This is a genomic window from Mycobacterium sp. Root135 (genome assembly GCF_001426545.1).
Lineage (GTDB): Bacteria > Actinomycetota > Actinomycetes > Mycobacteriales > Mycobacteriaceae > Mycobacterium.
Genome location: NZ_LMEZ01000001.1, coordinates 373,487 through 399,317, shown reverse-complemented (window position 1 = coordinate 399,317; position 25,831 = coordinate 373,487). Strand labels below are relative to the sequence as shown.

26 protein-coding genes are annotated in these 25,831 nt (G+C 65.9%); 10 read left to right on the top strand and 16 right to left on the bottom strand.

The features are described 5' to 3' along the window. Positions 1 to 175: 175 nt before the first annotated feature. From ASD37_RS01985 to ASD37_RS01950, 8 genes are read right to left on the bottom strand one after another with little or no spacing between them, the layout of a single operon-like run. On the bottom strand, positions 176 to 1,435 hold the full coding sequence (locus ASD37_RS01985) for a VWA domain-containing protein (protein ID WP_056547270.1): 1,260 nt from the start codon (positions 1,433 to 1,435) through the stop codon (positions 176 to 178). After that, positions 1,432 to 2,100, bottom strand: a complete 669-nt coding sequence (locus ASD37_RS01980; RefSeq protein WP_056547266.1) for an SRPBCC family protein — start codon at positions 2,098 to 2,100, stop codon at positions 1,432 to 1,434. The genes ASD37_RS01985 and ASD37_RS01980 overlap by 4 nt, the downstream gene beginning before the upstream one ends. A gap of 23 nt (positions 2,101 to 2,123) precedes the next feature. Continuing rightward, positions 2,124 to 3,011: a MoxR family ATPase gene (locus tag ASD37_RS01975; protein ID WP_056547263.1), complete on the bottom strand. Its 888-nt coding sequence runs from the start codon at positions 3,009 to 3,011 to the stop codon at positions 2,124 to 2,126. Continuing rightward, entirely contained in the window at positions 3,008 to 3,889 is an 882-nt protein-coding gene (locus ASD37_RS01970) for an XdhC family protein (protein WP_056549665.1), read from the bottom strand. The genes ASD37_RS01975 and ASD37_RS01970 overlap by 4 nt, the downstream gene beginning before the upstream one ends. Positions 3,890 to 3,900: 11 nt before the next feature. Beyond that, positions 3,901 to 6,300, bottom strand: a complete 2,400-nt coding sequence (locus ASD37_RS01965; protein ID WP_056547261.1) for an aerobic carbon-monoxide dehydrogenase large subunit — start codon at positions 6,298 to 6,300, stop codon at positions 3,901 to 3,903. A 1-nt stretch (position 6,301) separates the two neighbouring features. After that, positions 6,302 to 6,844 carry a (2Fe-2S)-binding protein gene (locus tag ASD37_RS01960; protein WP_056547258.1) on the bottom strand — a complete coding sequence of 181 codons (543 nt, stop codon included), beginning with the start codon at positions 6,842 to 6,844 and terminating at the stop codon, positions 6,302 to 6,304. A gap of 9 nt (positions 6,845 to 6,853) precedes the next feature. Next, entirely contained in the window at positions 6,854 to 7,750 is an 897-nt protein-coding gene (locus ASD37_RS01955) for a xanthine dehydrogenase family protein subunit M (RefSeq protein WP_056547255.1), read from the bottom strand. 60 nt (positions 7,751 to 7,810) lie between these two features. After that, positions 7,811 to 8,971 (bottom strand): XdhC/CoxI family protein, encoded by a 1,161-nt coding sequence (locus tag ASD37_RS01950; protein ID WP_056547252.1) that lies wholly within the window; start codon positions 8,969 to 8,971, stop codon positions 7,811 to 7,813. A 23-nt stretch (positions 8,972 to 8,994) separates the two neighbouring features. Between ASD37_RS01950 and ASD37_RS01945 the strand changes: the two genes are divergently transcribed. Next, complete coding sequence (locus ASD37_RS01945) at positions 8,995 to 9,969, top strand: LysR family transcriptional regulator (RefSeq protein ID WP_056547249.1); 975 nt, start codon at positions 8,995 to 8,997, stop codon at positions 9,967 to 9,969. Positions 9,970 to 9,977: 8 nt separating this feature from the next. Here the strand turns inward: ASD37_RS01945 and ASD37_RS01940 are convergent, their stop codons facing one another. Further along, entirely contained in the window at positions 9,978 to 10,799 is an 822-nt protein-coding gene (locus ASD37_RS01940; RefSeq protein WP_056547246.1) for a mycofactocin-coupled SDR family oxidoreductase, read from the bottom strand. A gap of 302 nt (positions 10,800 to 11,101) precedes the next feature. After that, positions 11,102 to 12,286 (bottom strand): phytanoyl-CoA dioxygenase family protein, encoded by a 1,185-nt coding sequence (locus tag ASD37_RS01935; protein ID WP_056547241.1) that lies wholly within the window; start codon positions 12,284 to 12,286, stop codon positions 11,102 to 11,104. 340 nt (positions 12,287 to 12,626) lie between these two features. Between ASD37_RS01935 and ASD37_RS01930 the strand changes: the two genes are divergently transcribed. Beyond that, positions 12,627 to 13,286, top strand: a complete 660-nt coding sequence (locus tag ASD37_RS01930) for a TetR/AcrR family transcriptional regulator (protein WP_162253215.1) — start codon at positions 12,627 to 12,629, stop codon at positions 13,284 to 13,286. A gap of 268 nt (positions 13,287 to 13,554) precedes the next feature. Next, entirely contained in the window at positions 13,555 to 14,709 is a 1,155-nt protein-coding gene (locus ASD37_RS01925; RefSeq protein ID WP_156720688.1) for a substrate-binding domain-containing protein, read from the top strand. A 332-nt stretch (positions 14,710 to 15,041) separates the two neighbouring features. Here ASD37_RS01925 and ASD37_RS01920 read toward each other — a convergent pair whose 3' ends face one another. The 3 genes from ASD37_RS01920 to ASD37_RS31920 form a co-directional block, all read right to left on the bottom strand. Continuing rightward, positions 15,042 to 15,434 (bottom strand): hypothetical protein, encoded by a 393-nt coding sequence (locus tag ASD37_RS01920; protein WP_082569979.1) that lies wholly within the window; start codon positions 15,432 to 15,434, stop codon positions 15,042 to 15,044. A gap of 260 nt (positions 15,435 to 15,694) precedes the next feature. Beyond that, a complete protein-coding gene (locus ASD37_RS01915) occupies positions 15,695 to 16,255 on the bottom strand; it encodes a hypothetical protein (RefSeq protein WP_056547232.1) in 561 nt (186 codons plus the stop codon). A gap of 148 nt (positions 16,256 to 16,403) precedes the next feature. Continuing rightward, positions 16,404 to 16,559 carry a DUF6131 family protein gene (locus tag ASD37_RS31920; RefSeq protein ID WP_200959737.1) on the bottom strand — a complete coding sequence of 52 codons (156 nt, stop codon included), beginning with the start codon at positions 16,557 to 16,559 and terminating at the stop codon, positions 16,404 to 16,406. A gap of 284 nt (positions 16,560 to 16,843) precedes the next feature. Between ASD37_RS31920 and ASD37_RS01910 the strand changes: the two genes are divergently transcribed. From ASD37_RS01910 to ASD37_RS01900, 3 genes are all read left to right on the top strand, one after another. Next, complete coding sequence (locus ASD37_RS01910) at positions 16,844 to 18,076, top strand: Tm-1-like ATP-binding domain-containing protein (RefSeq protein WP_056549661.1); 1,233 nt, start codon at positions 16,844 to 16,846, stop codon at positions 18,074 to 18,076. A gap of 34 nt (positions 18,077 to 18,110) precedes the next feature. Then, the gene (locus ASD37_RS01905) at positions 18,111 to 18,932 is read left to right on the top strand and encodes a phosphoenolpyruvate hydrolase family protein (RefSeq protein ID WP_082569978.1); all 822 of its coding nucleotides are present in this window, start codon (positions 18,111 to 18,113) and stop codon (positions 18,930 to 18,932) included. A 137-nt stretch (positions 18,933 to 19,069) separates the two neighbouring features. Then, the gene (locus ASD37_RS01900) at positions 19,070 to 20,317 is read left to right on the top strand and encodes a DUF2252 domain-containing protein (RefSeq protein ID WP_082569977.1); all 1,248 of its coding nucleotides are present in this window, start codon (positions 19,070 to 19,072) and stop codon (positions 20,315 to 20,317) included. A gap of 57 nt (positions 20,318 to 20,374) precedes the next feature. On the opposite strand, the gene ASD37_RS01895 is transcribed toward ASD37_RS01900, so the two are convergent. Next, a complete protein-coding gene (locus ASD37_RS01895; protein WP_056549656.1) occupies positions 20,375 to 20,623 on the bottom strand; it encodes a DUF3297 family protein in 249 nt (82 codons plus the stop codon). Between the two features lie 136 nt (positions 20,624 to 20,759). On the opposite strand from ASD37_RS01895, the gene ASD37_RS01890 reads away from it, so the two are divergent. Next, entirely contained in the window at positions 20,760 to 20,969 is a 210-nt protein-coding gene (locus tag ASD37_RS01890) for a hypothetical protein (RefSeq protein ID WP_056547224.1), read from the top strand. A 107-nt stretch (positions 20,970 to 21,076) separates the two neighbouring features. Here the strand turns inward: ASD37_RS01890 and ASD37_RS01885 are convergent, their stop codons facing one another. Both ASD37_RS01885 and ASD37_RS01880 read right to left on the bottom strand, forming a co-directional pair. Next, positions 21,077 to 21,475 (bottom strand): hypothetical protein, encoded by a 399-nt coding sequence (locus ASD37_RS01885; RefSeq protein ID WP_056549654.1) that lies wholly within the window; start codon positions 21,473 to 21,475, stop codon positions 21,077 to 21,079. Between the two features lie 152 nt (positions 21,476 to 21,627). After that, a complete protein-coding gene (locus ASD37_RS01880; RefSeq protein ID WP_056547221.1) occupies positions 21,628 to 22,389 on the bottom strand; it encodes a dienelactone hydrolase family protein in 762 nt (253 codons plus the stop codon). Positions 22,390 to 22,998: 609 nt separating this feature from the next. Between ASD37_RS01880 and ASD37_RS01875 the strand changes: the two genes are divergently transcribed. The 3 genes from ASD37_RS01875 to ASD37_RS01870 all read left to right on the top strand — a co-directional run bounded on the left by ASD37_RS01875 (position 22,999) and on the right by ASD37_RS01870 (position 25,203). Beyond that, on the top strand, positions 22,999 to 24,003 hold the full coding sequence (locus tag ASD37_RS01875) for a hypothetical protein (protein WP_056547217.1): 1,005 nt from the start codon (positions 22,999 to 23,001) through the stop codon (positions 24,001 to 24,003). A 268-nt stretch (positions 24,004 to 24,271) separates the two neighbouring features. After that, complete coding sequence (locus tag ASD37_RS31295; RefSeq protein ID WP_156720687.1) at positions 24,272 to 24,445, top strand: hypothetical protein; 174 nt, start codon at positions 24,272 to 24,274, stop codon at positions 24,443 to 24,445. A 146-nt stretch (positions 24,446 to 24,591) separates the two neighbouring features. Further along, positions 24,592 to 25,203, top strand: a complete 612-nt coding sequence (locus ASD37_RS01870) for an NAD(P)H-dependent oxidoreductase (protein ID WP_056547214.1) — start codon at positions 24,592 to 24,594, stop codon at positions 25,201 to 25,203. The last annotated feature ends 628 nt before the right edge of the window (positions 25,204 to 25,831 follow it).

Sequence of the window (25,831 nt, the reverse complement as noted above, 5' to 3'; positions counted from 1 at the left end):
TGGGCTGACACGAGCGTAACTCCCGTGAACCCCCTCCGCAGCGGGGTGTAAGAACCGAATTCGAAGAGAACCCAAGCTGAGGCGTGGTGATCGACCAGGTCGCACTCGTCTACCACGACGACAACACGGGGAAATCGATGCTGCGCGCTGGCTGCTCGTCATCAACTCCACCGGATCATCGAAGGCTGAGGTGTTTTCGTAGAACCACACCTGGAGCCGACTGGACGTCGGCGCCGATGGCGGCCAGCAGATCGCGTAGTCCGGTCAGGGTATTCGCCGGCAGGAACAGGTCGCAGTACGGCAGCGCCGCCGCCATGGACCCGGCCAACGGCCGATAGTCGGGTGAGGCTGCCCGCGGATTGAGCCAAACGACCCGGTGGGCGCGACGGGACAGCCTGTCCATCGCGTGGCCGAGCACCTCGGGCGGGTCGGCATCCCAGCCGTCGGAGGCGATGATGACGATGGCGCCGCGTAAAGCGTTGCCGTGCGGCGCAGCCAGCAGACCGGCCACGTTACGGCCCAGATGCGTTCCGCCGTACCGGTCGCTGACCTTGGCGCTGGCACGCTCCAACGCCACTTCGGCGGATCGATGTGACAGCACGGACGTCAATCGGGTCAGCTCGGTCGAGAAGGCGAAGACCTCGGGCCTGATGGTTGCTCCCGACCGTCGTTGCAGTGCAGCCGCGCGCATCAGGTGCAGGTAGATGGTTGCGTAAGGCTGCATGGATCTGCTTACGTCACAAAGGAATACGACCCGACGCGGGCGTTTTCCAGGCCGCGATCGGACAAGTCGCACCGCCTCCCACCCGGTGGTGCGCGACGCCCGGATGGTCTGTCGCAGATCGACCCGGGTGCCATGCGCACCGTCCTCCCGTCGGAGGGTGCGCCGACGGGGCCAGCGTGCGGTCGCCTGCTCCAACCACCCTCCGATTAGTCGCAGGTCCTCGGCGTCGAAGGTCTCGAAGGCGTCATCGGCGCGGGCGACCCACCTGCTGGGCAACGTGTCGGGGATCGTGATGTCGGTATCAGTGAGCTCGTCGGATCGGGCGGCGGTGACCGTGGCGGGTCGGGTGACCCACGGCAGGCCGCTGCCGTCCAGGGTGGGGCCCTGGGCTGCGCGCGCGCCCGGCACCGAAGCGACAGCCGCTCCCAGCGGAGACTTCAGGGCCACCGGATCCAGCCCGAACGTCGCGGCGCCGAACACTTCGTCGAAGACGAGGTCGAACAGGACCAGGTCCTCGGCCCGGTTCACCAGCGTCAGCCGCGCAGCCCAGTACAGATCGGGCCGCGTCGCCGGAACGAGGTGGTCCAGCGCTGCGACGAATCCGGCTGCCCCACTGGCCGATACGGTGACGCCTCCCGACCTCAACCGGGCGACGAGAGCGACGGCGAGAGCAGCGCGGTCGACTCCGCGCAGCAAGACCGAACCAGTCATCTGCCCCTGCAGGCTCCCCTGCGGGCGATCAAGACGAGGGCGACGACTGCCGCCACTGCCGCCAGCGCGACCGGCACGTACTTCTTCAGTACCGTGCCGCCGGCGAGCTCCAGCAGATCGATCGGCGCCGCTTCGGGTTGCGGCGAGACCTGCAGGGGAAACACCGGTGCCGGGTCTGCAGCGTCCTCGGTCGCTACGACCACCGGAGCGGCGGGTGCGTTCTCAGCGGCCAGCTTCGCCTCGAGGGACTCCACGAACTGGCCGAGCAGCTTCTCCGAAACCTGTTGCAGCATACCGCTGCCGAACTGGGCCAATTTGCCGACGACCTTCAGGTCGGTGTCGACGGTGACGCGTGTCCGGTCGCCCTCGGGGTGCAGGGTGGCGGTGACCGTGGCCGCCGCGTTGCCGGTGCCGCGGGATTCCTTGCCCTTGGCGTCGATGACGGCACGGTACTGCTCGTCATCGCGTTCGACGAAGCGAACCTTGCCGTTGAACTCACTGGTCACCGGTCCCACCTTGATCTTCACCTTGCCCAGGGTGTCGTCGCCCTCCTGCCCGGTCATAGTGGCACCCGGCATCAGCGGGATCACCTGCTCGAGATCGTTGAAGAACTCCCAGGCCCGACCGATCGGCGCGGTTACGGTGAACTCGTTGGCAATTTTCATCTGCGGTGTTTCCTTCCACGCCTTTACGGCGAGCTGTATTCCACGAACGCCTCGGCGATCACGTCGCGGTCATCGGGGGTTTTGGCCAGCGCGCCGAGGCTGGCCAGAGCGTACTGGCTGTGGGCGCCCACCAGATCGGTCACTCTCAGGGCAACCAATGCGGCGACCCAATCGATGGTCTCTGCCACTCCTGGTTGCTTGTCGAGATCGAGAGTCCTTGCCGCACGAACGAAGTGCGTTGTCTGTTCGATGAGCGCGGTGGTGGCGCCGGGTACGGTGCGGCGGACGATCTCTGCTGCGCGCGCCGGGTCGGGGTAGTCGATCCAGTGGTACAGGCAGCGCCGGCGTAGTGCGTCATGCAGGTCGCGACTGCGGTTGGAGGTCAGCACCGCGATCGGTGGGCGCGGCGCGGTGAAGGTGCCCAGTTCGGGCACGGTGACGCTGGCCTCACCGAGGAACTCCAGCAGCAGCGCCTCGAATTCGTCATCGGCACGGTCGATCTCGTCGATCAGCAGCACGGGCGGGGTGTCACCCCGGTATCGCACGCACTGCAGGATGGGCCGGTTGATCAGGTAATCCTCGGTGTACAGATCCGCTTCTTCGATGCCCACCCCACGCGCCTCGGCCAGCCTGATCGCCAACAACTGACGTTGATAGTTCCAGTCGTAGAGTGCCTCGGCCGTGGTCAGACCCTCGTAACACTGCAGCCGAACCACTTGAGAATCGAGCACTTTGGCAAGCGTCTTGGCCGCTGAGGTCTTCCCGACCCCCGGCTCGCCCTCAAGTAGCAGCGGGCGGCCCAGGGCAGCCGCCAGATAGAAGGCGGCCGCAGTGCCCTCGTCCAGCAGATGATCGTGGGCGTCGAAGCGAGCCACGACATCGTCCACATCGGTGAACGCGAATGCCGTCATCCGCCAACCAGCGTCGCGACAAAGGCGACCCGGCACCCCGCACCGCAGAACCAGTAGTCCTGCCCTTCGGCGTGCAGATGCTCTGCGCCCGGAGTAAGCACCACCGACATCCCGCACACCGGATCGGTCGCCTGCTCTGGAGCATCCTGGCCACGGGCCTGCACTGCCAGGCCGTCGACGCGGATGGCCGCAATCACTTCGGCTACCACCGAGACCGCGATCTCCGCGGGTGTCTTGGCTCCGATTGGCAGGCCGACCGGACTGTGGATCACCGCCCGCTCCTCGGCCGTCAGCCCCAGGCTTGCCAGAATCGAAGCACCACGAATCCGGCTGGCCACCAGCCCGATATAACCGACGCCGGCGTCCAACGCAGCCCGAATCACCTCCGCCTCGGGCCCGCCGTGACTGGCGATCACCACCGCCGTCGTCCCGGCCAGGTCGTCCGACGACACGCCACCTAGGGCGTCGTAACCCAGCACGCCGCACAGTTGGACCAAGGCGTCGGCGATCGGCGTCGCCCCGTGCACCCTGATCAATGGCGCGGGCACCTGCGGCACCAGGAAGATCTCCAGCGCGCCACCGGACAGGCACGGGTTCACCACCACACAGGCCCCCGGCGCCTCGGGGAACGCCACGTCGCCGTCCGGCAGAACCCGCAACAACACGCTCTCATTGGTCTGCAGCGCGCCGAGCGCCGCCTTCCGGACGGAACTCTGCGCGCACTGACCGCCGACGAACCCTTCGATCGTGCCGTCGGACAACATGATCGCTTCGTCCCCGGCATGAGCAGAACTGGGTGGTTGCGCTCGTACGACGGTGGCGTGCACGAAGGGAGTCCGCGCCCGTCGCAACTGCTGAACGCGCTCATTCATCGTCATGGCGGACATGCCTAGATCGGCGGGGTGGCGCGGCCTTGCATCGCCTCCCACACCCTCGACGGAGTCAGCGGCATATCGGCATGCCGAACCCCGAACGGCGCCAACGCATCCACTACCGCGTTCACCACCGCAGGCGGCGAACCCACGGTGGCGGACTCGCCGACACCCTTGGCACCGATCGGGTGATGCGGCGACGGTGTCACCGTGTGCCCGGTCTCCAGGTGCGGAACCTCCATGGCGGTGGGGATGAGGTAGTCCATCAACGAGCCACCCATGCAGTTGCCGTCGTCGTCGAAGGCGATCATCTCCATCAGCGCCATGCCGATGCCGTCGACGATGCCGCCGTGCACCTGACCCTCGATGATCATCGGATTGATCCGGGTGCCGCAGTCGTCCACGGCCAAGAACCGGCGCACCTTGACCACTGCGGTGCCCGGATCGACGTCGACCACACAGAAGTACGCCCCGTACGGATAGGTGAGATTCTCCGGGTTGTAACAGATCTGGGCATCCAGCCCACCTTCGAGACCCTCCGGAAGATCACCGGCGCCGTGGGCTTTCATCGCGATGTCCTGGATGGTGACCGATGCGGTCGGATCACCCTTCACGTGGAAGGACCCCTTGTCCCATTCCAGGTCGGCGACGCTGGCCTCCAGCATCCCCGAGGCGATGATCTTTGCCTTGTCACGGACCTTGCGAGCCACCAGCGCCGCGGCCGCACCCGAAACCGGGGTGGACCGAGAACCGTAGGTGCCCAACCCAAACGGGGTCTGATCGGTATCGCCGTGCACCACGTCGATGTCGTCGGGCGGGATGCCGAGTTCTTCGGCGATGATCTGCGCGAACGTCGTCTCGTGGCCCTGGCCCTGGGTCTGCACCGACAGTCGCACCACGGCCTTGCCCGTCGGATGCACCCGCAGTTCGCACCCGTCGGCCATGCCGAGGCCCAGGATGTCCATGTCCTTGCGCGGTCCCGCACCGACGGCTTCGGTGAAGAACGACATGCCGATGCCCATCAGCTCGCCGCGCTCGCGCTTCTCGGCCTGCTCACGGCGCAGTTCGTCGTAGCCGATCATGTCCATGCCCAGTCGCATGGTGGTCTCGTAGTCCCCCGAGTCGTACTCCCAACCGGTCTTGGATTGGTAGGGAAATTGTTCTGGTTTCAACAGGTTTCGCAGTCTCAGCTCGGCGGGGTCGATCTTCATCTCGTGTGCCAGGCAGTCGACAAGCCGTTCCACGAAGTACACCGCTTCGGTGATCCGGAAGGAACAGGCATAGGCCACGCCGCCGGGTGCCTTGTTGGTGAACACCGCCGTCATGTGGCAGTACGCGGCCTCGATGTCGTAACTGCCGGTGAACACCCCGAAGAAGCCGGCCGGGTACTTCAGCGGCGACGCCACCCCGTTGAACGCGCCGTGATCGGCGAGCACGGTGGAGCGGATCGCGAGGATCTTGCCCTCGCTGGTCGCGGCGATGTCGCCGACCATGATGTAGTCGCGGGCGAACCCGGTGGACGTCAGGTTCTCGCTGCGGTCTTCCATCCATTTCACCGGCTTGCCCAGGATCAGCGAGCCGACGATCGCGCACACATAACCCGGGTAGATGGGCACCTTGTTGCCGAAGCCGCCGCCGATATCCGGTGAGATGACCCGGATCTTGTGCTCGGGGATGCCCGCGACCAACGCGTACAGCGTCCGGTGGGCGTGCGGTGCCTGGGTGGTCGACCACAAGGTGAGCTTGCCGCTGATCGGGTCGAGATCGGCGACTGCGCCACAGGTTTCCATCGGGGCGGGATGTACCCGCGGGTAGATGATTTCTTGGGAGACGACGACGTCGGCCCGCGCGAAGACTGCGTCAGTGGCAGCCGCGTCCCCCGTTTCCCAGTCGAAACAATGGTTGTCGGTCTTGCCGTCGAGGTCGGTCCGGATGATCTCGGCGTCGGGTGCCAGGGCCCGTCTGACGTCGACGACGGGCTCCAAGGGCTCGTAGTCGACGTCGATCAGTTCCAGCGCGTCACGCGCCGAGTACCGGTCTTCGGCGACGACGAACGCCACCTCCTGGCCCTGGAACCGAACCTTGTCGGTGGCCAGCACGGCCTGCACGTCGTTGGACAGCGTCGGCATCCAGGCCAGACCCTTTTCGGCCAAATCCGCCCCGGTCACCACGGCCTTGACCTTCGGATGGGCCAGCGCGGCAGACACATCGATACTGGTGATCTTGGCGTGCGCGTAGGGCGAGCGCAGGATCGCCAGGTGCAGCATGCCGTGCAGGTTGATGTCGTCGACGTAGTTGCCCTTGCCGCGGATGAAGCGGGGATCTTCCTTCCGCAGCATCCGACCGTAGCCGCACGGCTTCTTGTCGTTGTCAGCCCGGTCATTCTCGGATGGGGGCCGAATCTCGGTGGTGGTCATGTCATTTGCTCCCGGCTTCGATGAGGTGATCGCCTGCGTCGCCACCGAGCGTCTCGTCGGACTGGGTGTCGGGTGCGAAGTCCTCCCTGCCCTGTTTCGCGGCCCACTGGATGGACCGCACGATCGTGGTGTAGCCGGTGCAGCGGCAGATCTGTCCGGAGATGGCCTCGCGGATGGTCTCCTCGTCCGGATCGGGAATGCGGTCCAGCAAAGCGCGGGCGGTGATCATCATGCCGGGAGTGCAGAAGCCACACTGCAAGCCGTGGCACTGCATGAACCCTTCTTGCACCGGATCCAGCTTGCCCTCGACTTCGAGTCCCTCCACCGTCCGGACGTCGTGGCCGGAGGCCATCGCCGCCAGCATCGTGCACGACTTCACCGGTTCGCCGTCGACGCTCACCACGCACGTTCCACAGTTGGACGTGTCGCAGCCCCAGTGCGTTCCGGTCAGCCGCAACTGGTCGCGCAGGAAGTGCACGAGCAGTAGTCGCGGCTCGACATCGGCGCTCACCGAATCGCCGTTCACCGTCATGTTTACCTGCATGCGTGTTCCTTAATTCCCTTGGGGCGCCGGCATATTGCGCACCCGTTCGACAGATGTGCGCAGTGTGCGGATGGTCAGCTCTGATGCGAGATGGCGTTTGTAGTCGGCGCTGCCGCGCATGTCGGAGACCGGCTCGCAGGCTGCCGCCGCGGCCCGACCCGCCTCGGCAAAGGTGGCCTCGGTGGCGGGTTTGCCCGCCATGGCGCCGGCCAGTGCACGCAGTCCCTCGACGTCCGGGTTGACCGCGGTCAGCCCCACCCGGCCGGCGACGATCGTGGCCAGGTCCTTGTCCAGGGTGACGGCGGCACCTGCCGCGGCCACGGCCCAATCCCCCACCCGGCGTTCGACTTTGGCATACGCACTGGACATGTTGTGCCGCAGCGGTACCCGAACCTCGATCAGCATCTCGTTGTGCGCCAGCGACGTCTCGTAGGGACCTTCGTGGAAATCGTCGATGGAGATCTCCCGCTGGCCTGCGGGACCACGGGCGACGCAGACGGCGTCGAGCACCATGCACACCGTCGTGAGGTCCTCGGCCGGGTCGGCCTGGCACAGGGACCCGCCGACGGTGCCGCGGTTGCGCACGATCGGGTCGGCGATCACCTTCTCGGCATCTCGGAAGATCGGTAGCACCGCCGCCAACGGGGCGGAGTCCAGCACCTCGCGGTGCCGGGTCATCGCGCCGAGCCTCGCGATGGTCGGGTCGGTGACGATGTAGCCGAGTTCGCCCGCCAGGTCGTTGATGTCGACCAGGTACTCCGGATTGGCGATCCGCAGTTTCATCATCGGCAACAGGCTGTGGCCACCCGCGACGATCAGGGCGCCGTCGCCGAGGCGGTCGAGGAGACCCACTGCGTGTTCCACGCTGGTCGCTCGTTCGTATTCGAAGGGGCCGGGAACTTGCATGTGACTGGCCTCACATCTGCTGGGTTGGGAGGCCCAGTGTTGGCCGGTGTTACTGAGCCGTCAATAGCGGGTTAAGGAATCGCTTAACTGACTATGTTGATGCTGGTGATGATGGATGCGGCCCGGTACCTCGGCCAGGGGCCGCCCGCCGCCGCCCCACCTGCGGGCAATGATCTCGGCGGCGATCGACACGGCCGTCTCCTCCGGGGTCCGGCCCCCGAGGTCCAGCCCGATCGGGCTGGAGAACCGCTCCAACTCGGTCTCGGTCAGCCCCGCCTCTCGCAGCCGGACCAACCTGTCTTCGTGCGTGCGGCGGGAGCCCATCGCGCCGATGTAGGCGACCTCGGGCAGTCGCAGCGCCACTTCCAGGAGCGGAACGTCGAACTTCGGATCGTGGGTGAGCACGCAGATCACGGTCCGGGCGTCGACGGCACCGGCGTCGGCCTGCGCGGCCAGGTACCGGTGCGGCCAGTCGACGACGACCTCGTCCGCCGTCGGGAACCGTGCCGACGTCGCGAAGACCGGACGCGCGTCGCACACCGTGACCCGGTAATGCAGGAACGAACCCTGTTGCGCGACGGCCGCGGCGAAGTCGATGGCACCGAACACCAGCATGCGGGGGCGCGGGGCGTAGCTGGCGACGAACACCTCCATGCCGAGGCCGCGCCGCTGGCCGTCGGGCCCGTAGGTCAGCACCTCGCTGCGGCCTGCCGCCAACAGACCCCGGGCGTCGTCGATGACGGCGGAATCGGCGCGCGGCGAGCCCAGTGCACCGGTCACCTCGTCGCCGCGGATGACCAGGCGCCGGCCCACCCAGGCCGGATCCTGATGGGCGACCACCGTCGCGACGGCAGCGGGCCGGTGGTGAACGATGTCCTCGGCGAGAGCTTCCAATTCGGGAAAGGTGTTCTGCGACATCGACTCGACGAAGATGTCGATGGTGCCCCCGCAGGTGAGGCCGACGGCGAAAGCGTCGTCGTCGCTGACGCCGTAGCGCTGCAGTACCGGCACACCCGTCGCCGTCACATCGGTGGCCAGCTCGTAGACGGCGCCTTCGACGCAACCGCCGGACACCGACCCGCTGACGGTGCCGTCCGGACCGACGACCATCGACGCGCCCGGCAGCCGCGGTGCCGACGAATAGGTGCGGACGACCGTCCCGACACCGACGGTGCCACCGGCACGCCAGACCGCCAACACGTCACCCAACACGTCTCTCACAAAAACAAAAGTAGGCTCATTCCGTGACACCGGCACAACTTCGCGCGTACTCAGCAGTGGTGAGGCTGGGCTCGGTGCACTCCGCGGCAGCCGAACTCGGGATGTCCGACGCGGGGATCTCCCTGCACGTCACGCAGTTGCGCAAGGAACTCGACGACCAGCTGTTCACCAGGACCAAGGCTGGGTTGGCGTTCACCCCGGGTGGACTACGGCTGGCCAGCCGGGCCATCGAGATCCTGGGACTACAGCGCCAGACGGCGATCGAGGTTACCGAGGCCGCGCATGGCAGGCGGCTGCTGCGGATCGCCGCGTCGAGCGCATTCGCCGAGCACGCGGCACCCGGTCTGATCGAGCTGTTCTCGTCGCGCGCCGACGATCTGTCGGTGGAGCTGAGCGTGCACCCGGCCAGTCAGTTCCGCTACCTGATCGAATCCAGGGCGGTCGACGTGGCGCTCGGACCCGCCACCGCCGTGGCTGCCGACGGCACCGACGCCATCGCCTCACGCCCGTTCCTGAAGTACCAGATCATCACGGTGGCGGCGCCCGGCAGTCCGCTGGCCGTCAATCCCGCCGTCGCGCCGCCGGCAGCGCTGCTCCGCGAGCAGATGTGGATGCTGGGCCCGTCCGCGGGCAGCGTCGACGGCGAAATCGGGCTGATGCTGCAGAAACTGGCCATTCCCGAGGAGCAACAACGGATCTTCCAGAGCGACGCCGCGGCGCTGGAGGAAGTGCAGCGGGTGGGCGGTCTGACGCTGACGATGGGTTTCGCTGTCGGCAAGGACCTTTCGGCGAAACGCCTGACCCATGTCAAGGGTCCAGGCCTGCAGGCGGAGGGCGAGTGGGTGGCGTTCACCCTGCCGCCGGCGTCACGGCAGCCGGCCGTCTCCGAACTGGTGCGGTTCATCACCACGCCGCGTTGCACCCAGGCGATGATCCGTGGCACCGGCGTGGGCGTCACCCGGTTCAAGCCGAAAGTCCATGTGACACTCTGGAGTTGACAAGCCACTCAGTATTGCGAACTACCCCCGTCGACCGCGATCGCCGCTGCAGTGACGAACTTCGACTCGTCACAAGCCAACCAGAGCACCGCGTCGGCGATCTCCTTTGGCCCGCAGATTCCCTCAGGGAGGAAGCCAGACAGCATGCCCGACAGCTGCGGATTCGCTCCCATGGTGCGACCGATCTCGGTCACCATGTCACCTGATCCCATATCGGTGGCGACGGGACCGGGATGGACACTGTTGACCCGGACGCCGTGCCTGCCAAGTTCCGCCGCGAAGCCTCGCGCCATGCCGGTGACCGCATGCTTACTGGTGGTGTAGTGAATCATGAACGGCTGCATCTTGAGTCCAGCCGACGAACTGATCAGGATTACCGATCCTCCCCTGCCGCCGTCGACGAGGTGTCGGGCACCCGCCATCACCGCATTCCACGTTCCGGTGACGTTGACGTCGAGGACGTCCTTGAACGACTCGGGGGTGATCTCGTCCCACGTCTGGGGAACGGCGATGCCAGCGTTGGCGACGATGACGTCCAGGCGCCCCAGTTCGGCGACACCTTCCGCAACCGTGGACGAGAGCAACTCATGGTCACGGGTGTCCACCACCGAGGCCAGGATCCTCCGACCGGTCTTCTCCACCATCCGGACGGTCTCGTCGAGGTCTCCTTGGGTCGCCGAGTCATACCGCACGCTCGGCGGTAGCGGACCCGCGACGTCGACGGCTATGACGTCGGCCCCTTCCTCTGCCATCCGTACCGCATGGGCGCGGCCCTGTCCGCGTGCCGCACCCGTGATGAAGGCGACCCTGCCCTCTAATCGTCTGGTCATGTGCTCGTTACCCACCTTCGTCGCAAATTGACTAGAACCAAGTGATGACGTCCTTCCGGTCCCCAACCGTACGAACGCAATGGTTGCGAGAGACCAAAGGATTCACGCCCGGCGGCGCTCAGTCACATTGTAGCTGAATCGATTTCGGCATCTGCAACCTTGAATTGGATACTGCGGAGTTCGCTCTTGCGTACCTTGCCAAGCGCCGCAGCTTGCAGAGTCGTCGCGGGTCACGGGTCTCTTTGAACCTCGCCATGCCTGGGCGAGGCCTCGAGTATGAGTATCACGACGCCTCGACCGCGTCAGGAAGTGGTCTCGAGTTTGAAGTGCTCTGCTCGGTCGCCCTCCGGCGCGACCAGCCGCGAGGTGTCGCCGAGACCTGCCCGACGCCGGCGCGCTTCGGCGGGGTCGACGTGTTCCACCACCTCGCCGGGTCGGGGCGCGAGTTCGAAACCGGTGTAGACCACTCGCCGCTCGGCAGACACCGGTGGGCGGCTCATGTGCAGGGTGCACGAGCAGTGCACGAGGACATCACCTCTGCGGGTGGGTAGCGCCAAGCGTGGAAGATCAAGGGTGGGATGAAGGCCAAGCATCTGCACGTTCGCGCGCCGCGACCCCGCTACCACCCCCAACTCGCCGGACGTCGAGTCGGCGTCGGTCAGCGAAATCCCCACGACCAGAGATGAACAGCCCCGGGAGTGGCCACCCATCGAGCAATCCTTGTGCCATGACACGTCCGAGGGGCCCTCGACCACGCCGATCTTCTTCCACAGCCCCTCAGCGGAGTCGCCAACCTCGGGGTCGCGCTGCACGAAGGCGTCATCGGTGAACCGGCCAATTGCCGTGAAGCGATCGCTGGTGAGCAGATCGCGCAATGTGGTCGACTTCTGATTGAACCCGAGAATCCGGCACGCGTACCACCCTGCGTCTTCGGTACGCGCCCACCAAGAGGATCCGTCGTCGCGCCGAGCTGCGCCAACGGCGGCATCCAACTCATGGGACACGGCCTGCATCTCCTCATCGGTGAACACCGATCTCAGGTGTAGGAACCCGGTTTCCTCCAGAAAGTGGCCGGGGCGCTCGGTGGGGTCGAAGACCGAGAACGACTGTCGCAAGTCAAGTTCGGCGCCGTCGGCGTCGCGGAAGTCGATCGTTCCAGGCTCGTAGACGGCGCGCCCGTCGATCAACGCGCGCAGCACTGGCTCCCACGACACGAAGTCGGTCAGAACGCCCCGCCGGACGACGACGCGTCCGGCCATGCCCAACCCGAACGCCGACACGACATCGCCCATCAGATCGGAGAAGGCCCCGACGTCGAGTTCGACGACCGGACCGGACTCTGCGACCTTGCGCTGCGCGTGGACGCCGTTGTCGTCGACCACCAGCGCACCGATGGCGCCGTCCACGTCGAAGGACAATGGTGGCAGACCAAGAAGCGTCGCACCGCGCGCGACGAGCCGACCGTTGAGGTCGAGCAGTCCCCGCACCGTGTCATCCCAAAACGATTCGGGGTCAACTAGATCGGAGCCTCCGGCTAGGCGTGTCCGGACGTCAACGGTGTTAATTGCCACTCCTTGTTGTCGATTGCAAAATTTGCGTACGCGCAGGCGCAGCACCGCGAGTCCGCCGAGGACCATTCATCGGGAGCCTCTCGAAGACCTGGGAAACGGAGACGGTTACAGCGGCCAGCGCACAGCGGCGGCGACCCCGAGCTGAAAATGCCACATCCGTGGGGTATTCGAAATGTTACATGAATTTCGCCGCGTGATGGTAGTTTCGATTTTGGGGCCGCGTTCTGCGCAGGGTGAGCCGCAGAGAGGAGCACCGATGTCCACCGGTTCAACTGGGACCCGCGGGCCCTATGCGAAGACTGCTGCGGTCCGACAGCACATCGTGGCCTCTGCTACCGAGGTGTTTTCCGAATTTGGTTATTGGGCAACGACAATGAAGGAAGTCGCCGCGCGCGCCGGGATCAGCCAACGCGGCTTGGCTCATCACTTCGCCGGAAAGGCGGAGCTCTTGGGAGCTGTGATCGAGGCCCGCGACGAAGCAAGTTCGGAGCTCATGGCGCCCTATGGCGATGCGCTCGAATCGATCCTGAGCATGTTCGCGGTCGTTTCCGACAACATCCGTCGGCCGGGCTTGGTGGAGCTCTACAGCGTGCTGACCGCCGAGGCGGCGTCTGCCGAACATCCTGCGCACGATCACTATCGGACGCGTTACACCGGTCTACGGCAATATCTTTCGCTGGCATTCGAGTCGCTGCGCGAGCAAGGTGAACTCAACTCTGCCATGCATTCAGACGCACTTGCCATCGGAGTGATCGCGGTGATCGACGGCCTCCAGCTGCAATGGCTATACGACAAGAGCACCGTCGACGTAGAGCAGATACTTCACGCGTTCCTGGCGACGATCATCCCCCGGTTGCCTGCCTTGCCCGACATCCGCAGGAATCGGACGTCGTCAGCGACGCCACCGGCGGTGTAGAGACGTCGCCGGAGCGAGTGTCTCTCAAAGGCCACCCGCGGGACGCGCATGTGGTGTCGAACCACAGTCGCGCGTCTCCTGCTTGAGCTGGGAATTTGCGTCGTACCTCTGCATGACGTGCTGACGCTTCGGCTCATCCGTGGATGTTCCGCGCGGTGAACCGACGCGATACGGCAAACGGCGAATATCCCTGGCGCAGACAGGACGTAGCAGATCCGAGCCGACGGCCTATGGCGATCTGGCCGGTGGTCAGCGTATCTCTCCCGTCGTGTTCAGCCCGGGCGACGTCTCACCACGGCACGCTGCCCGCGGCGTTGAACAGGCCGCCGGTCGGGCCGTCGGGATGAAGGATGTGGCCCTCGCGGCGGGCGTCTCGCCCGCCACGGTGTCCAACGCCTTCCGAGGCCGGGCAGGAAAGCTCTCTGAGAGTCAACGGGCGCGGGTTCTGAGCGTCGCAGCCGAACTCGGCTATCACGGGCCCGATCCTGCCGGACGCGCGCTGCGGACCGGAGTCATCGGTGCGATCGGCGCGATGTTCACCGAGACGCTCTCGTTCGCCTTCGACGACGCGTCGGCGGTCCTTCTCCTCAAGGGCATTTCACAGATTGCCGAACAGGCCGATCTCACGTTGTCGCTGTTGCCCTTTCCGCCACACGCACCGGGGGCGGACGCCGACGCGCGGCAACGGCGGGACGCACACATCGTCAGGAACAGTCTGGTCGACCGCTTCCTCGCCTACTCGATGCCCGACGACCATCCCGCCGTCGTGACGGCCATCGCGCGCCGGCTACCCACCGTCATCGTTGATTCACCGTTCAACCAGGACGTGCACTACGTCGGAATCCCCGACCGGGCCGCCGCGCGCGAAGCGGCCGAGCATCTGATTGCGTTGGGCCATCGCAGATTCGGCATCATCGTCGACCGCCTGGTGCCGGACGGCCGCAGCGGGTTCGTCGACGCCGCACGACTCAAGTCGACGCAGGAGGCCGTGCCGCGGGAGCGGCTCAGCGGCTACCGAGAGGCGCTGACGGCCGCGGGGATCGCGTGGTCCTCAGTCGCCGTCCTCGAGGCGGGCGGTCTGACCGTTCCCCTCTTCGACGTTGCTGCGGACCTCATGCTCAGCACCCACGACGTGACCGCGATCCTCACCGTGAACGACGAACTCGGCATGGCGGTACTTCGCGCGTGTCGGCGGCGCAAAGTCGCCGTCCCGGAACAAGTGTCGGTCGTGGGGTTCGACGACGTCCCGGCGGCGGCGGAGGCCGGGCTCACCACCGTGCACCAGTCGTTCGTCGAAAAGGGCCGGGTGGCAGCGCAGCTACTGACCGACGGTGCGTCGGTCGAACCGCAGCGCATCCTGCTGCCGACGACGTTCACCGAGCGCACCTCGACGGCGCCGCCCCGCTCACACCTCCTCAGCTGAACGGCTCGCCCACGCGATCGCGGGCTGAAACTGCGACGCCCCAGTAACGTCTACCTGCCGACAATCGGGTGTCGCCTGTAGCAGGCAGAACATGCGCGTCTGGATCGTCTCGGCCACTGCTCAGTCGCACCGCCTCCGACGGCTTGGTCGTCTACCTGCACACGTTTACCTACTCACGCAAACACGACGCCATCGCCCGCGACCCTCGAGTCAGCTACACCAGGCGGGACTTCACGACTGACGAGGGCTCGCGTCTGCCCGACCGCACCGCCGACGAACGAACGCCGGCCCCCTGCCGTCGGGCAGGGGGCCGGTGTCGTTAAAGCAGAGTGTCAGACGGCTAGCAGGCGGTCGAAGAACTCCCGGTAGCGCTTCAGGGCGATCCGCAGATCCTCGGTCGAGGCCTCCTCGCCGCGGGCCCACTGCTCCTCCAGCCGCGAACGGGCGTGGGAGAAGCTCGACGTCAGCTGGTCGACGACGTCGGAGACCAAGCCGTCGGCCTTTTGCACGCACTCCTTCGGGTCGTCGACGAAGCTGGCTTGGACGCTGTCCCACCGGGCGCGTAGCCCGACCATCTCATCGTCGGCGAAGAGGTCGTCACCGATCGCCGATGAGCTTCCGCCCGCAGCGCCGGTCTCGGCCGTGTTCGATGAAAAGCCCTGGACGCCAGACGGATTGGTCGCCGAATCCTGCTGCGAGAGGTGGTCGCCGGACGGCTGGTTCATCCGGTCGTCCGACGGCTGGACGAGGCGCTCGTTCGACGGCTCGGCGAGACGCTCGTCGCCCGGTTGCGACACTGTCTCCAGCAACGGCGGCTCCGACGTCGGTGGAGCGCCCAGGCCCGCTGACCGATCGTCGTAGCCGGAGTTCTGGTCGTACTCCGGTGCGGCGCTCTGACCGGTGGGGTACCCCTGCCGGTCGGCGGGACGCCCAGCGGTCGACGGGTCGAGAGACGGGTCGTAATCGGTGTGCTGATCGTGGGTGGTCATGCGCGTGCCTCCTGTGACTTGTCCTTCTCCGATTCGAGCAACTTCGTGAACAGTGCGCGGTAGTGCACGAACGCCTGGCGCTGCTGCTCGGTACCGACGTCCCCCTTCTGCTGCGCGAGGTGAATGTCATGTGCTGCACGGTAATCCGCGACCACCGTGGGGTGGTCGACCGAGATGTCGGCGGCCTGGCGGTCGAAGTCGTCCACCGGGTAGCCACGCTCACGCATCACCTCCGTGACGAGCAGATCGGCTTCACCCACCGCGCTCGACGGATGATCGACGAACGCGGTCTGCACGGCCCTCCACCGGTTGGCGAATCCGTCCAGCGCCGCGGGGCTCAGGGGCCGGATGTCGAGCTTGTCTCGCTTGCGCTCCCGGGCGATGAGTTCCTTCTCGGCGGCCCGCTCGTCGCCAGCCTCGGACACCGTACGGTCGTACTCGGGACCGAAGCGCTGCTTGAGCCGGTCCGAGTCGCGTCGACCGCGAGTGGCGATGACCACCCCCACGATGAGGACCACGACGGCGATCGCGACCACTATCCATATCCAATTGGGCATTTTGACTTACCTCCTATGCTGACAAGGGCGTACCCCGCAGGTTTTCGACGCAAACGTCAATAGTTCTGGATCGGTTCCAGAATGGCCCAACGTTATTGGCGCGCAAGATATCTCGCGGACCAATGCCGTACGGGCCGGAGCGCATCGATCAGTAGTAGGTGCGTCGACCGCCCACTGCGCGGCCCGCCGAGCCCAGCAGCGTCAGGATCAGCCCGACGACGACCAGGATGATCCCGATCGTCCAGAGGATGGGGATGTGCAGGAGGAATCCCGCGACGAGAAGAATGATTCCGAGAACGATCATGGCATTGCCTTTCTAAAGTCCTACATGTCTGAAGTCGAGCCCTCGACGCCCCTTCTCGGGTCGACTAGGTGCTCGGCGTGCACTCAGTCGACCACCGTCGGGGGGTAGCGCACCACACCCCTAGGGAGGGGTGCGACCGCCTATCCACGGGGACACTCATACGGCGCTCGCGTCGGTGTCGGGCTGGAAGTTGAAGTAAGACAACGTCCGGGGAGCTTGGGCCTAGGCTTGAATTGCGCGGCGCGGGAGCGCCATGTCCGGCGAGCATGAAAGGCGACGTGTCAATGGCGACAGTGGGTCTGATCGGGACGTTGGACACCAAGGGAACGGAGTACGCGTGGCTGGTCGACCAGCTGACCGCAGAGGGTTGCGACACCCTGCTGATCGACGTGGGGACCTTCTCGCAGGAGTCGTCGCACGCTGACGTCACCGCCGCCGAGGTCGCCACAGCGGGCGGTTCCAGCCTCGAGGCGCTCCGCGCTGCCGACGATCGCGGACGGGCCGTGGCGGTGATGGCCACGGGCAGTGCCGCCGTCGTGCGCGCTTTGCACGCAGAGGGACGCATCGACGCCCTTCTGGCGATCGGCGGCTCCGGTGGTTCGTCCATTGCCGCCGAAGCGATGCGCGCGTTACCGGTAGGCGTTCCGAAGCTGTTGGTGTCGACGATGGCCTCCGGCGACGTGGGTCCCTACGTCGGCGAATCCGACGTCACGCTGATGTACTCGGTGGTCGACATCTCCGGTATCAACCGGATCTCGCGTCAGGTGCTGGGCAACGCCGCCTCCGCCGTGGCGGGGATGGCCAGGCGACATGAAGGCCTCCGTGACGCGCCCGACGGGGCCGATGGCAAGCCGCTGATCGGCATGACCATGTTCGGGCTCACCACGCCGGCCGCCGACGAGGCACGGGCCCGACTGGACGAATTGGGCTACGAGGTGCTCGTCTTCCACGCCACCGGTTCCGGAGGCAAGGCGATGGAGGGCCTCATCGCCAGCGGATTCCTGGCCGGTGTCCTCGACCTGACGACCACGGAGCTGGCCGACGAACTCGTCGGCGGGGTGCTGACGGCAGGCCCGCACCGCTTGGAGGCCGCCGCCCAGTCCGGCGTCCCGCAGGTGGTCAGCGTCGGTGCTCTCGACATGGTGAACTTCGGGCCCAAGGCGTCCGTGCCGGCGACCTTCTCGGAACGGCAGTTCCTCGTCCACAACCCCACCATCACCCTCATGCGCACCACGGCCGAGGAGATGGCGGAACTAGGCACCATCATTGCCTCCAAGCTCTCGCAAACCACCGGTCCCGCAGAGGTATTCCTTCCACTCGACGGCGTCAGCGGCATCGACGTCGAGGGCGGGCCGTTCGCCGACCCGGACGCCGACCGGGCACTCTTCGCCGCCATCCGAGCCGGACTCGAAGACACCAGAGTCACCGTCCACGACGTCCCCGCCGCCATCAACGACGAGGGATTTGGTCGGCGAATGGCCGAGGCGCTCGATCAACTCATCAGAACGAAACCATGACCCGTCCTCACTCCCAAAAGGATTCGTGATCCACGTGTTGCGTAGCGAAGCGTTGTCCCGACTCGCCGAGACCATGGCCTCCGGCCGCCCCATCGTCGGAGGCGGCGCCGGCACGGGCCTATCCGCCAAGGCCGCCGAGGCAGGGGGGATCGACCTCCTCATCATCTACAACTCGGGGCGTTACCGGATGGCTGGGCGCGGGTCACTCGCCGGGCTACTCCCCTACGGTGACGCCAATGCGATCGTCGTCGAGATGGCGAACGAGGTGCTGCCGGTCGTAAAGCACACGCCGGTGCTGGCCGGCGTGTGCGGAACCGACCCCTTCCGTCTCATGGACAGGTTCCTCGACGAGCTGGCCCGCATCGGATTCACTGGCGTGCAGAACTTTCCGACCGTCGGTCTCTATGACGGAGTGTTCCGGCAGAACCTCGAAGAAACCGGGATGGGCTTCGACCTCGAAGTCGAGATGATCGCCACCGCAGCACGCAAGGGTCTTCTGACGGCACCCTACGTCTTCGATGCCGATCAGGCGGTCGCCATGGCTGAGGCCGGAGCCGACATCCTGGTTCCGCACGTGGGGCTCACGACGAGCGGCACCATCGGCGCGTCGACGGCCCTCACACTCGACGATGCCGTGAACGCCGTCCAGGCCATGCACGACGCCGCCAAGGCGGTCAACCCGGACGTCATCGTGCTCTGCCATGGCGGACCGATCGCGCAACCGGAGGACGCGCAGTACGTTCTCGACCACACGAGCGGCATCGTCGGCTTCTTCGGTGCATCCTCGCTGGAACGGCTTCCCACCGAAATCGCCATCCGCGGACAGGCGGAGAAGTTCAAGGCGATGACCCTGTGACGGCACCACTTTCGTTCCTGCACCGCCGTATGCTGAAGCATGCCGATTAGCTGCGGGTGCCCGCGTTGACCGACTCGACGGGCGGTGACCGCGAGTCGTTCATCGTGGCGAGCCTCGTCGACGCCTTCTCGGATCTGATGGCGGCCGATCCCGATTCGTTTCGGACCAAGTTCCGCAAGATGGCAGCCGACCCGTTCGCGTTCTACCGGGGCAGCGCCTGCATCTTCTACGCCGACGTTGCCGCTGGCGAGGACCGGTGGGCGGACGAGCGCACCAGCCGGGTCTGGATCCAGGGCGACCTTCACGCAGAGAACTTCGGCACGTACATGGACGGCGCGGGCGTGTTGATCTTCGACGTCAACGACTTCGACGAGGCCTACGTTGGCCACTTCACCTGGGACCTGAAGCGGTTCGCGGCTAGCATCGCCCTAATGTGTTGGCAGAAGGCGCTTTCCGACGGCGCCATCACCACGCTGATCGAGGCCTTCGTCCGGGCTTACGTGGAGCAAGTGCGGTGGTTCGTCGACGTCGAGGACGACTCGTCGTTCTCGTTGAACCTCCTGACCGCGCGCGGCGCGGTGCTGTCGGCGTTGGAGTCGGCCCGGCTGTCGACTCGTGCCGGAATGCTGGACCGCATCACCGTCGTCGGCGAGAACGACCGTCGTTTCCGCGAACTGTCCGGTGTCAGACGCCTTGACGACGCGGAGCGACAGAAGGTGGAGGAGGCGTTCGGCCACTACCTCGAGACGATCCCGGACACGCAGCGCTTCCGCGGTATCGCCTACGACGTCAAGGACGTCATAGCCAAGACCGGCTTCGGCATCGGCAGCGCCGGACTCCCCGCCTACACGGTGCTCATCGAGGGCTACAACCAGGCGCTGGACAACGACGTGGTGCTGTCGATGAAACAGGGCAACGTGGCCGCACCCAGCCGCGTGGTCGACGACGCCGAAGTCCACCGGTACTTCCAGCACCACGGGCACCGCACCGTGGTGTCGCAGCGCGCGCTGCAGGCCCACGCCGATCCCCTGCTCGGCTACACCGTCGTCGACGGCGTCGGCTTCGTGGTCAGCGAAATCTCGCCCTACGAGGCCGATCTCGACTGGAGCGAGTTGACCGAGCCGGACGAACTCGTCGAGGTCATCGAGCAGCTGGGCCGGGCGGTCGCCAAGGCGCACTGCGTGAGCGACACGGACAGCGATCAATCACTGGTTCCGTTCCAGACCGAAGAGGCGATCGTCGGGGTGATCGGCAACCACGACGCCCAATTCGTCGCCGACATGGTCGAGTTCGGGCTGGACTACGCCGCAATCGTCCGTGACGACCACCGCCACTTCGTCGAGGCGTTCCGCGAGGGCAGGATTCCCGGCGTCAGCGCGACCTGATCCGTTCAGACGCGAATCTGGTGAATCGCCAGAATTCAGGGGTGTCCGCCATCTTGCTCAGCGGAAATAAGGTTCAACGGTGCCACTGATCTTGACGACCATGGGATTTCCGCGGCGATCCTTCGCGGTAGGGACTTCTGCTCGCACCCAACCCTCGGCCACGTTGTATTCGTGGACGTTGGTCTTCTCCACACCGTTGAAGCGAATACCCACGTCGCGGCGAAGCACCTCTTCGCTGTAGAAGGCGCTCCGCGGGTCGATGGAGAGGTGATTCGGTGGAACGTCTGTGTTCTGGTCCTCGGACATCATGGCCTTCGTTGAATGCTCGGATTGTTCTCAAGGAATCTACGCGACCCTGCCGTGGTGGTTTGGCGTAGGCCTTGGAGGGCCGCCCCTCACATTGCCCGCAGCGATGCGCACGTACGCGCCGTAGGCTCACGGCGTGCACGACGTGACCCTGGCCGGCGCCGCCTCGACGGCGGCACTGACGGTGGGTCTGTCGGTCTATGCGGCGTTGATCTTCGTCGGCATCGCGGTGGCGCTCTACGACGCACGTCGGCACCGACGCGGCCGGGCGACCGCAGCCGCGGTGATCGTCGGCGTGCTGACCTTGGCCGGGCTGGTTGTCGCGATCGCCAGCAGTGTCGCGTGAACCGTCACAACGCGGCCGGGGTGAGCGCCGAGTGGGTGGCGGGCCCGGCGACTCCAGGACGTAATTCCTCGAAGGACCACCGACACAGGCCCTTCACGTCGACGTAGCTATCCGGACGCCGACGCGGCAGTCTTTGCCGCCTTGTCCTTCGCCGCTTGTATGGCTGCCCGTCCCTCGGGACTTGCCGCCGAGTTGCCGGGCGTCGTCGCCGTGGCGACTCCGGCGTTGCAGTTCAAGCTCAACAACACGGTGTCCGTGACGGGCGAGAAGTCGTCGCCCTTGATCCACGGCGCCTGCTCGGAATTGGCTACGACGCAGTCGTCCTGGGCGAGGGCGTCGCCGGCGCGACTGGCGACCACGGCCTTCTTTCCCGCGCCGCTGATCGCCTTCGACGCGTCGGCGTAGGTCTGGCCGCTGTAGTCGTCAGCGGCGGCCACGCCGCACCCGAACCACGCCGACGACGCAATCAGTGCGACGGCGATTGCACCGAACTTCACTCCACTCATGACCCACCCCACGTTGTCGATCGAGGACCAGCGTTCGGTCAGCATTCACGGCATTTCTGGCATATCGCTGTAACGACGCTCGACGACGGCTGGCGATCTAGGCCGGCATCAAGTCTCGTCAGATCGTCGACGCACGGCTGGGAGGTGGCCACTCATGGTCGACGGCGCGGATTGGGTGCCATCGTTTCGTCGAGCAGGTCCAGCACCGCACGCCATGCCCGGGTCGCGTGCGCAGCATGATGCCCTACACCGGGAACCGTAGCCAGGTCTGGTGCGGCACCGCCCGCTTGCATGGGAGCGGCCCAGAACGCGTGCTGGGCTCCGCCATAGACGTTGACGCGCCAGTCGACTCCGGCGTCTTGAAGGACGGCGGCGAAAGCCAAGAGTTGCTCGGGCGTGCACAGGGGGTCCTCGGACCCGGTGCCCAACAGGAATGCTCCGCCCACACTCGCCCACTCGAGGGCGTGGGTGGTCGCAGGCAAGCCCGGGTGGATCGCCGCGAGCGCCTTGACCCGCGTTCCCGTACCGGCGAGTTCGAGCACGATGCGGCCGCCGGCGCCAAACCCCACCATCGCCAGCCGCTCGGGGTCCGTTCCTGGTTCAGCCAGTAGAACTTCGAGCGCCGCCCGGCCGATGGCTCGCATGCGAGCAGGGTCAGCCAGCAGCGGCATCACCCGTGCCAGCATCGCCTCTGGTTCCCCGAAATATGTACGGCCAGAGTGATAGTCCATCGCAAGGACGATGTATCCGCGGTCGGCGAGGATGTCGGCGCGGCCGCGCTGGTAGTCCTCGAGACCGATTCCGTCATGACCGATGAGCACCGCCGGCCACGGACCCTCACCGTCGGGACGCGCCAAGTGTCCGACCATCGTCAGACCGTCAACGTCGTAGAAGGCTTGCCGCGCAACGACCATGCGGAAACGCTATCGAGTCCATCCGAGGTCACACAGGGGTTTCGCCCTGAGCCGAAGGCGCAGCGACCCTTGCGCACTCCGCTCCGAGAGTCGCCTGACGCGTCGCTGAAGATCACAGACACGGTCATGAAATGGTCGAGGTGGCCAGAAGCGTTGGCCGTTGACACAAATGTTCACCTGCGCCAGCAGGATACGACCGAACGTCAAATATGTTGCCTTAGTTGGCTACTCACATGAAATACGCGTCCTGCCCTACATCGATGACAGAGTGCAATCCCTGGGGGGTCAACTCATTCCCGCAGCAATTTCGGTACCGCGCATGGCGATGAGCCAGAAACGGAGATTGGGCGCAGGCGAGGCTGTCGTCGCGACCGGTAAACCAACATGCCCCCAATGGGCATCCGGCACGACTCCGCTCCTTTCGAGCTGGAGCGAACTTGGTAGGCCAGCCTCGGCTGCGGCCTGCCAGAAACATACCATCGGAATGTTTTGATGGTGGACCAGTCGCTGCGTGACACCCGTCACACCACCTGACGACGCCGAAAGCGTCGCCCCGAAGCTTCAGTTGACGTCATCGGCACGCGGTCCGGTCGGTGACACAATCGTAGGGTGACAGCTGCCCGAACTGCCCGCCACGAGCAACTCTCGGCGCTTCTGGCTTCACGCAACGACTTTGAGCTCACGGAGCTGATGGGCACCGGTCGGGTCATGAGCGTGGGCGTGGGTGGCGAATCGGGGATTCTCGACATCGACGGCCTGCCGGTGTTCACCAAGCGGATCCCACTGTCCGACCGCGAGGTCGCCAACATGGGGTCTACGGCGAACCTGTTCGAACTGCCGATGTTCGGCCCGTACGGCATGGGCGGTCCGGGTTTCAACGCGTGGCGCGAGCTGGCCGCAAACGTCATCGTCACCGACGCCGTTCTGGCCGGCGAGACGCAATCGTTCCCGATGCTCCACCACTGGCGGGTGCTGCCTGGCCGGCCGCCGATCGCAGCCGAACACGCCGACGTCGAGACCGTCGTCGCCGCGCAGTGCGGTAGTCCGGCCGTGCGGGCCCGTCTCGAGGCGCTGGCCGCCGCGACGTGCAGTCTCGTGCTGTTCTGCGAGTACATCCCGTACCCGGTGGAGGACTGGTTGCGAGGCAACCCGGCCGGTAAGGCCGTCGCGGTCGAACGTCAGCTCTCGGAGATCGTGACGTTTCTGCGGGATCGCGAGTTGCTGCACATGGACGGCCATTTCGGCAACATGCGCACCGACCTGGAGCGGATCTATCTCGGCGACTTCGGGTTGGCCACATCGCCGCGGTTCGAGCTGTCGGCCGCGGAACTCGACTTCGTCGAACGACACGTCACGCATGACGCCGGCTACGCCGCGATGCGACTGGTCGGCTGGCTGGTTGCCGATGTCTGCGGGATTCCGGCTTTGCCCAGCGCTCGCGGCACGGGTGCCCGTGAGTACATAGTTCAGTGCGCCGCTGGGTGCATTCCGGATGACGTGCCACCGGCGGTCGCCGCGATCTTGAGCCGGCACGCACCCGCCGCCGCGACGATGAGCGCCTTCTACTGGAAGCTGTTCGACGGTGACCTCCACGTGGAGTACCCCGCGATCTGAGGGAGCGCGAGTGGCTACGACTTCCGTACCGGCTGAGCCCGGGCGCACGGTCACTGCTCACCGTGTTTGGTGGGGAACACTCACTCGGCGGGATCCCGGGCTACGAGGCGGCCGAGACCACCGACGAGGATCCTGCCCGCGTCAGCGCCGTATAACGGATCACGGCGGCGTTCCTGCGCAGCGTGCCGAACGGCGACGGCGCCAGCCGGGTACGCGCACAGACCGAATTCGCCGAAGGCCGACCCGCCGTCGGAAGGATCGAATTCAAATGAGCCTGAACGTGATCGGCCCGGAAGAGCACATGGCGACCGACGAGGTGCGCGGGTTTCGCGAAGATTGGTTGGGCGCAGGCGAGGCTGTCGTCGTGACGGGTATACCGCCATGCCCCCAATGGACATCCGGCACGACTCCGCTCCTCGTCGAACTGGAGCGAACTTGGTAGGCCAGCCTCGGCTGCGGCCTGCAGGAAACATACCATTGGAATGTTTTGGTTGTCGACCAGTCGCCACATGACGCCCATCACACCGCCCACACCGGTCACGGGAGATGCGATACGTCCGACCGCGGCTTCACTAGACTTCTCGATTCATGGCCTACCTCCTGCAGCTGGACTCGTCTGCCAACCTCAACTCGTCGGCCTCGCGGCGACTGACTGCCGAGGCAGCCGAGCGGTGGGTTTCGGGAGGCGCGGACCGCGAGATTCGTCGGCGCGATCTGCACGTCGACCCGCTGCCGCACCTGCCCACCAACGCGCTGCACTTCATCGCGTCTCGTCGACCGGAGGATGCCGTCGCGCCGTCGCCGGAGATTCAACGGTTGCAGGACGAGCTGCTTGATGAGCTGGCCGGCGCCGCCGTGGTGCTGATCGGCTCGCCGATGTACAACTTCTCGATGCCGTCGACGCTCAAGGCGTGGCTTGACTACGTGCACGTCATCGGCGCCAATTCACCGGTCGGCGAGGGCATCGACCCCCTGGGGTCCAAACCGGTGACAGTGGTATCCGCCCGCTCCACGCCAACCGGCGAGGACCCGCGGACCGACTTCGTCCTCGGGCCGTTCTTCGCGATCCTCGGGGGCTTCATGAGCATGGACGTCCAGGGCTTCGTCGTGCATACCGAGCCACCCGCGGCCCCGGGCGACTTCCACCGGCCTTACGACGCCGTCCGCGACGAGGTGCTCGCCAGCGTCAACCGCTCGTGAACTGAATCAAGACCGCACACGCGGTGAGGTGAATGCCTCGTGCCCGCCCTCGTCGTCGCGCATTGCTTGCGATCCGGGTTCGCAGCTGTTTCACGTGACGATGCACGTTGGCCCGAAGCGACAGCCCCTCAGCCAGTTTCACGACGCCTCCCTGCTCTGCGTCGAGCTGCCGAACTGTTCGATGGCCTCGTCATGGTGGTCCTCGAACGCCCGGCCGGCAAGCGATCTTCTCACCGCGAGACGTCACCTGGAATGGGAGATCGCGTCGACGACTCCACCGGCAGCCGACGATCTGCTACAAATCTTGAAGACCGACACCTACCCTGCCGCACCTGGGAGTCACGATTCTGCGTAAGCCAACCCCGTGACGCCCCAGCGTGATTGGCGCGGGCGGGTAGTCGCACTGACACTCGTCCCGTTCGCGATCGCATCCGGCATCGTCGGCGGCGCCTACCCGACCGGTAGCGCGAATCCCGGGTGCTTTCAGAAAGGGGGCTACAACCCCCCGCCGTGCACTACGTCCGCTCCGGTGGCCGACGACGGTCAGGGCGCGGACCCCCCTCCCGACTCCGGAGTCACCGCCTGCCAAAACCAAAATGCGATGAGCACCTCGCTAGGTCTGCAACCC

Excerpts from the sequence above, each read along its gene's own strand:
- ASD37_RS01900 (WP_082569977.1), top strand. The coding sequence starts at position 19,070 with ATGGCGGCCGATCCCGATTCGTTTCGGACCAAGTTCCGCAAGATGGCA.
- ASD37_RS01870 (WP_056547214.1), top strand. The coding sequence starts at position 24,592 with ATGGCCTACCTCCTGCAGCTGGACTCGTCTGCCAACCTCAACTCGTCG.
- ASD37_RS01985 (WP_056547270.1), bottom strand. The coding sequence starts at position 1,435 with ATGACTGGTTCGGTCTTGCTGCGCGGAGTCGACCGCGCTGCTCTCGCC.
- ASD37_RS01895 (WP_056549656.1), bottom strand. The coding sequence starts at position 20,623 with ATGTCCGAGGACCAGAACACAGACGTTCCACCGAATCACCTCTCCATC.
- ASD37_RS01970 (WP_056549665.1), bottom strand. The coding sequence starts at position 3,889 with ATGACGATGAATGAGCGCGTTCAGCAGTTGCGACGGGCGCGGACTCCC.
- ASD37_RS01915 (WP_056547232.1), bottom strand. The coding sequence starts at position 16,255 with ATGCCCAATTGGATATGGATAGTGGTCGCGATCGCCGTCGTGGTCCTC.
- ASD37_RS01880 (WP_056547221.1), bottom strand. The coding sequence starts at position 22,389 with ATGGTCGTTGCGCGGCAAGCCTTCTACGACGTTGACGGTCTGACGATG.
- ASD37_RS31295 (WP_156720687.1), top strand. The coding sequence starts at position 24,272 with ATGAGCCTGAACGTGATCGGCCCGGAAGAGCACATGGCGACCGACGAG.
- ASD37_RS01910 (WP_056549661.1), top strand. The coding sequence starts at position 16,844 with ATGGCGACAGTGGGTCTGATCGGGACGTTGGACACCAAGGGAACGGAG.
- ASD37_RS01965 (WP_056547261.1), bottom strand. The coding sequence starts at position 6,300 with ATGACCACCACCGAGATTCGGCCCCCATCCGAGAATGACCGGGCTGAC.
- ASD37_RS01980 (WP_056547266.1), bottom strand. The coding sequence starts at position 2,100 with ATGAAAATTGCCAACGAGTTCACCGTAACCGCGCCGATCGGTCGGGCC.
- ASD37_RS01960 (WP_056547258.1), bottom strand. The coding sequence starts at position 6,844 with ATGCAGGTAAACATGACGGTGAACGGCGATTCGGTGAGCGCCGATGTC.
- ASD37_RS01920 (WP_082569979.1), bottom strand. The coding sequence starts at position 15,434 with ATGAACCAGCCGTCCGGCGACCACCTCTCGCAGCAGGATTCGGCGACC.
- ASD37_RS31920 (WP_200959737.1), bottom strand. The coding sequence starts at position 16,559 with ATGATCGTTCTCGGAATCATTCTTCTCGTCGCGGGATTCCTCCTGCAC.
- ASD37_RS01930 (WP_162253215.1), top strand. The coding sequence starts at position 12,627 with ATGTCCACCGGTTCAACTGGGACCCGCGGGCCCTATGCGAAGACTGCT.
- ASD37_RS01955 (WP_056547255.1), bottom strand. The coding sequence starts at position 7,750 with ATGCAAGTTCCCGGCCCCTTCGAATACGAACGAGCGACCAGCGTGGAA.
- ASD37_RS01975 (WP_056547263.1), bottom strand. The coding sequence starts at position 3,011 with ATGACGGCATTCGCGTTCACCGATGTGGACGATGTCGTGGCTCGCTTC.
- ASD37_RS01940 (WP_056547246.1), bottom strand. The coding sequence starts at position 10,799 with ATGACCAGACGATTAGAGGGCAGGGTCGCCTTCATCACGGGTGCGGCA.
- ASD37_RS01885 (WP_056549654.1), bottom strand. The coding sequence starts at position 21,475 with ATGAGTGGAGTGAAGTTCGGTGCAATCGCCGTCGCACTGATTGCGTCG.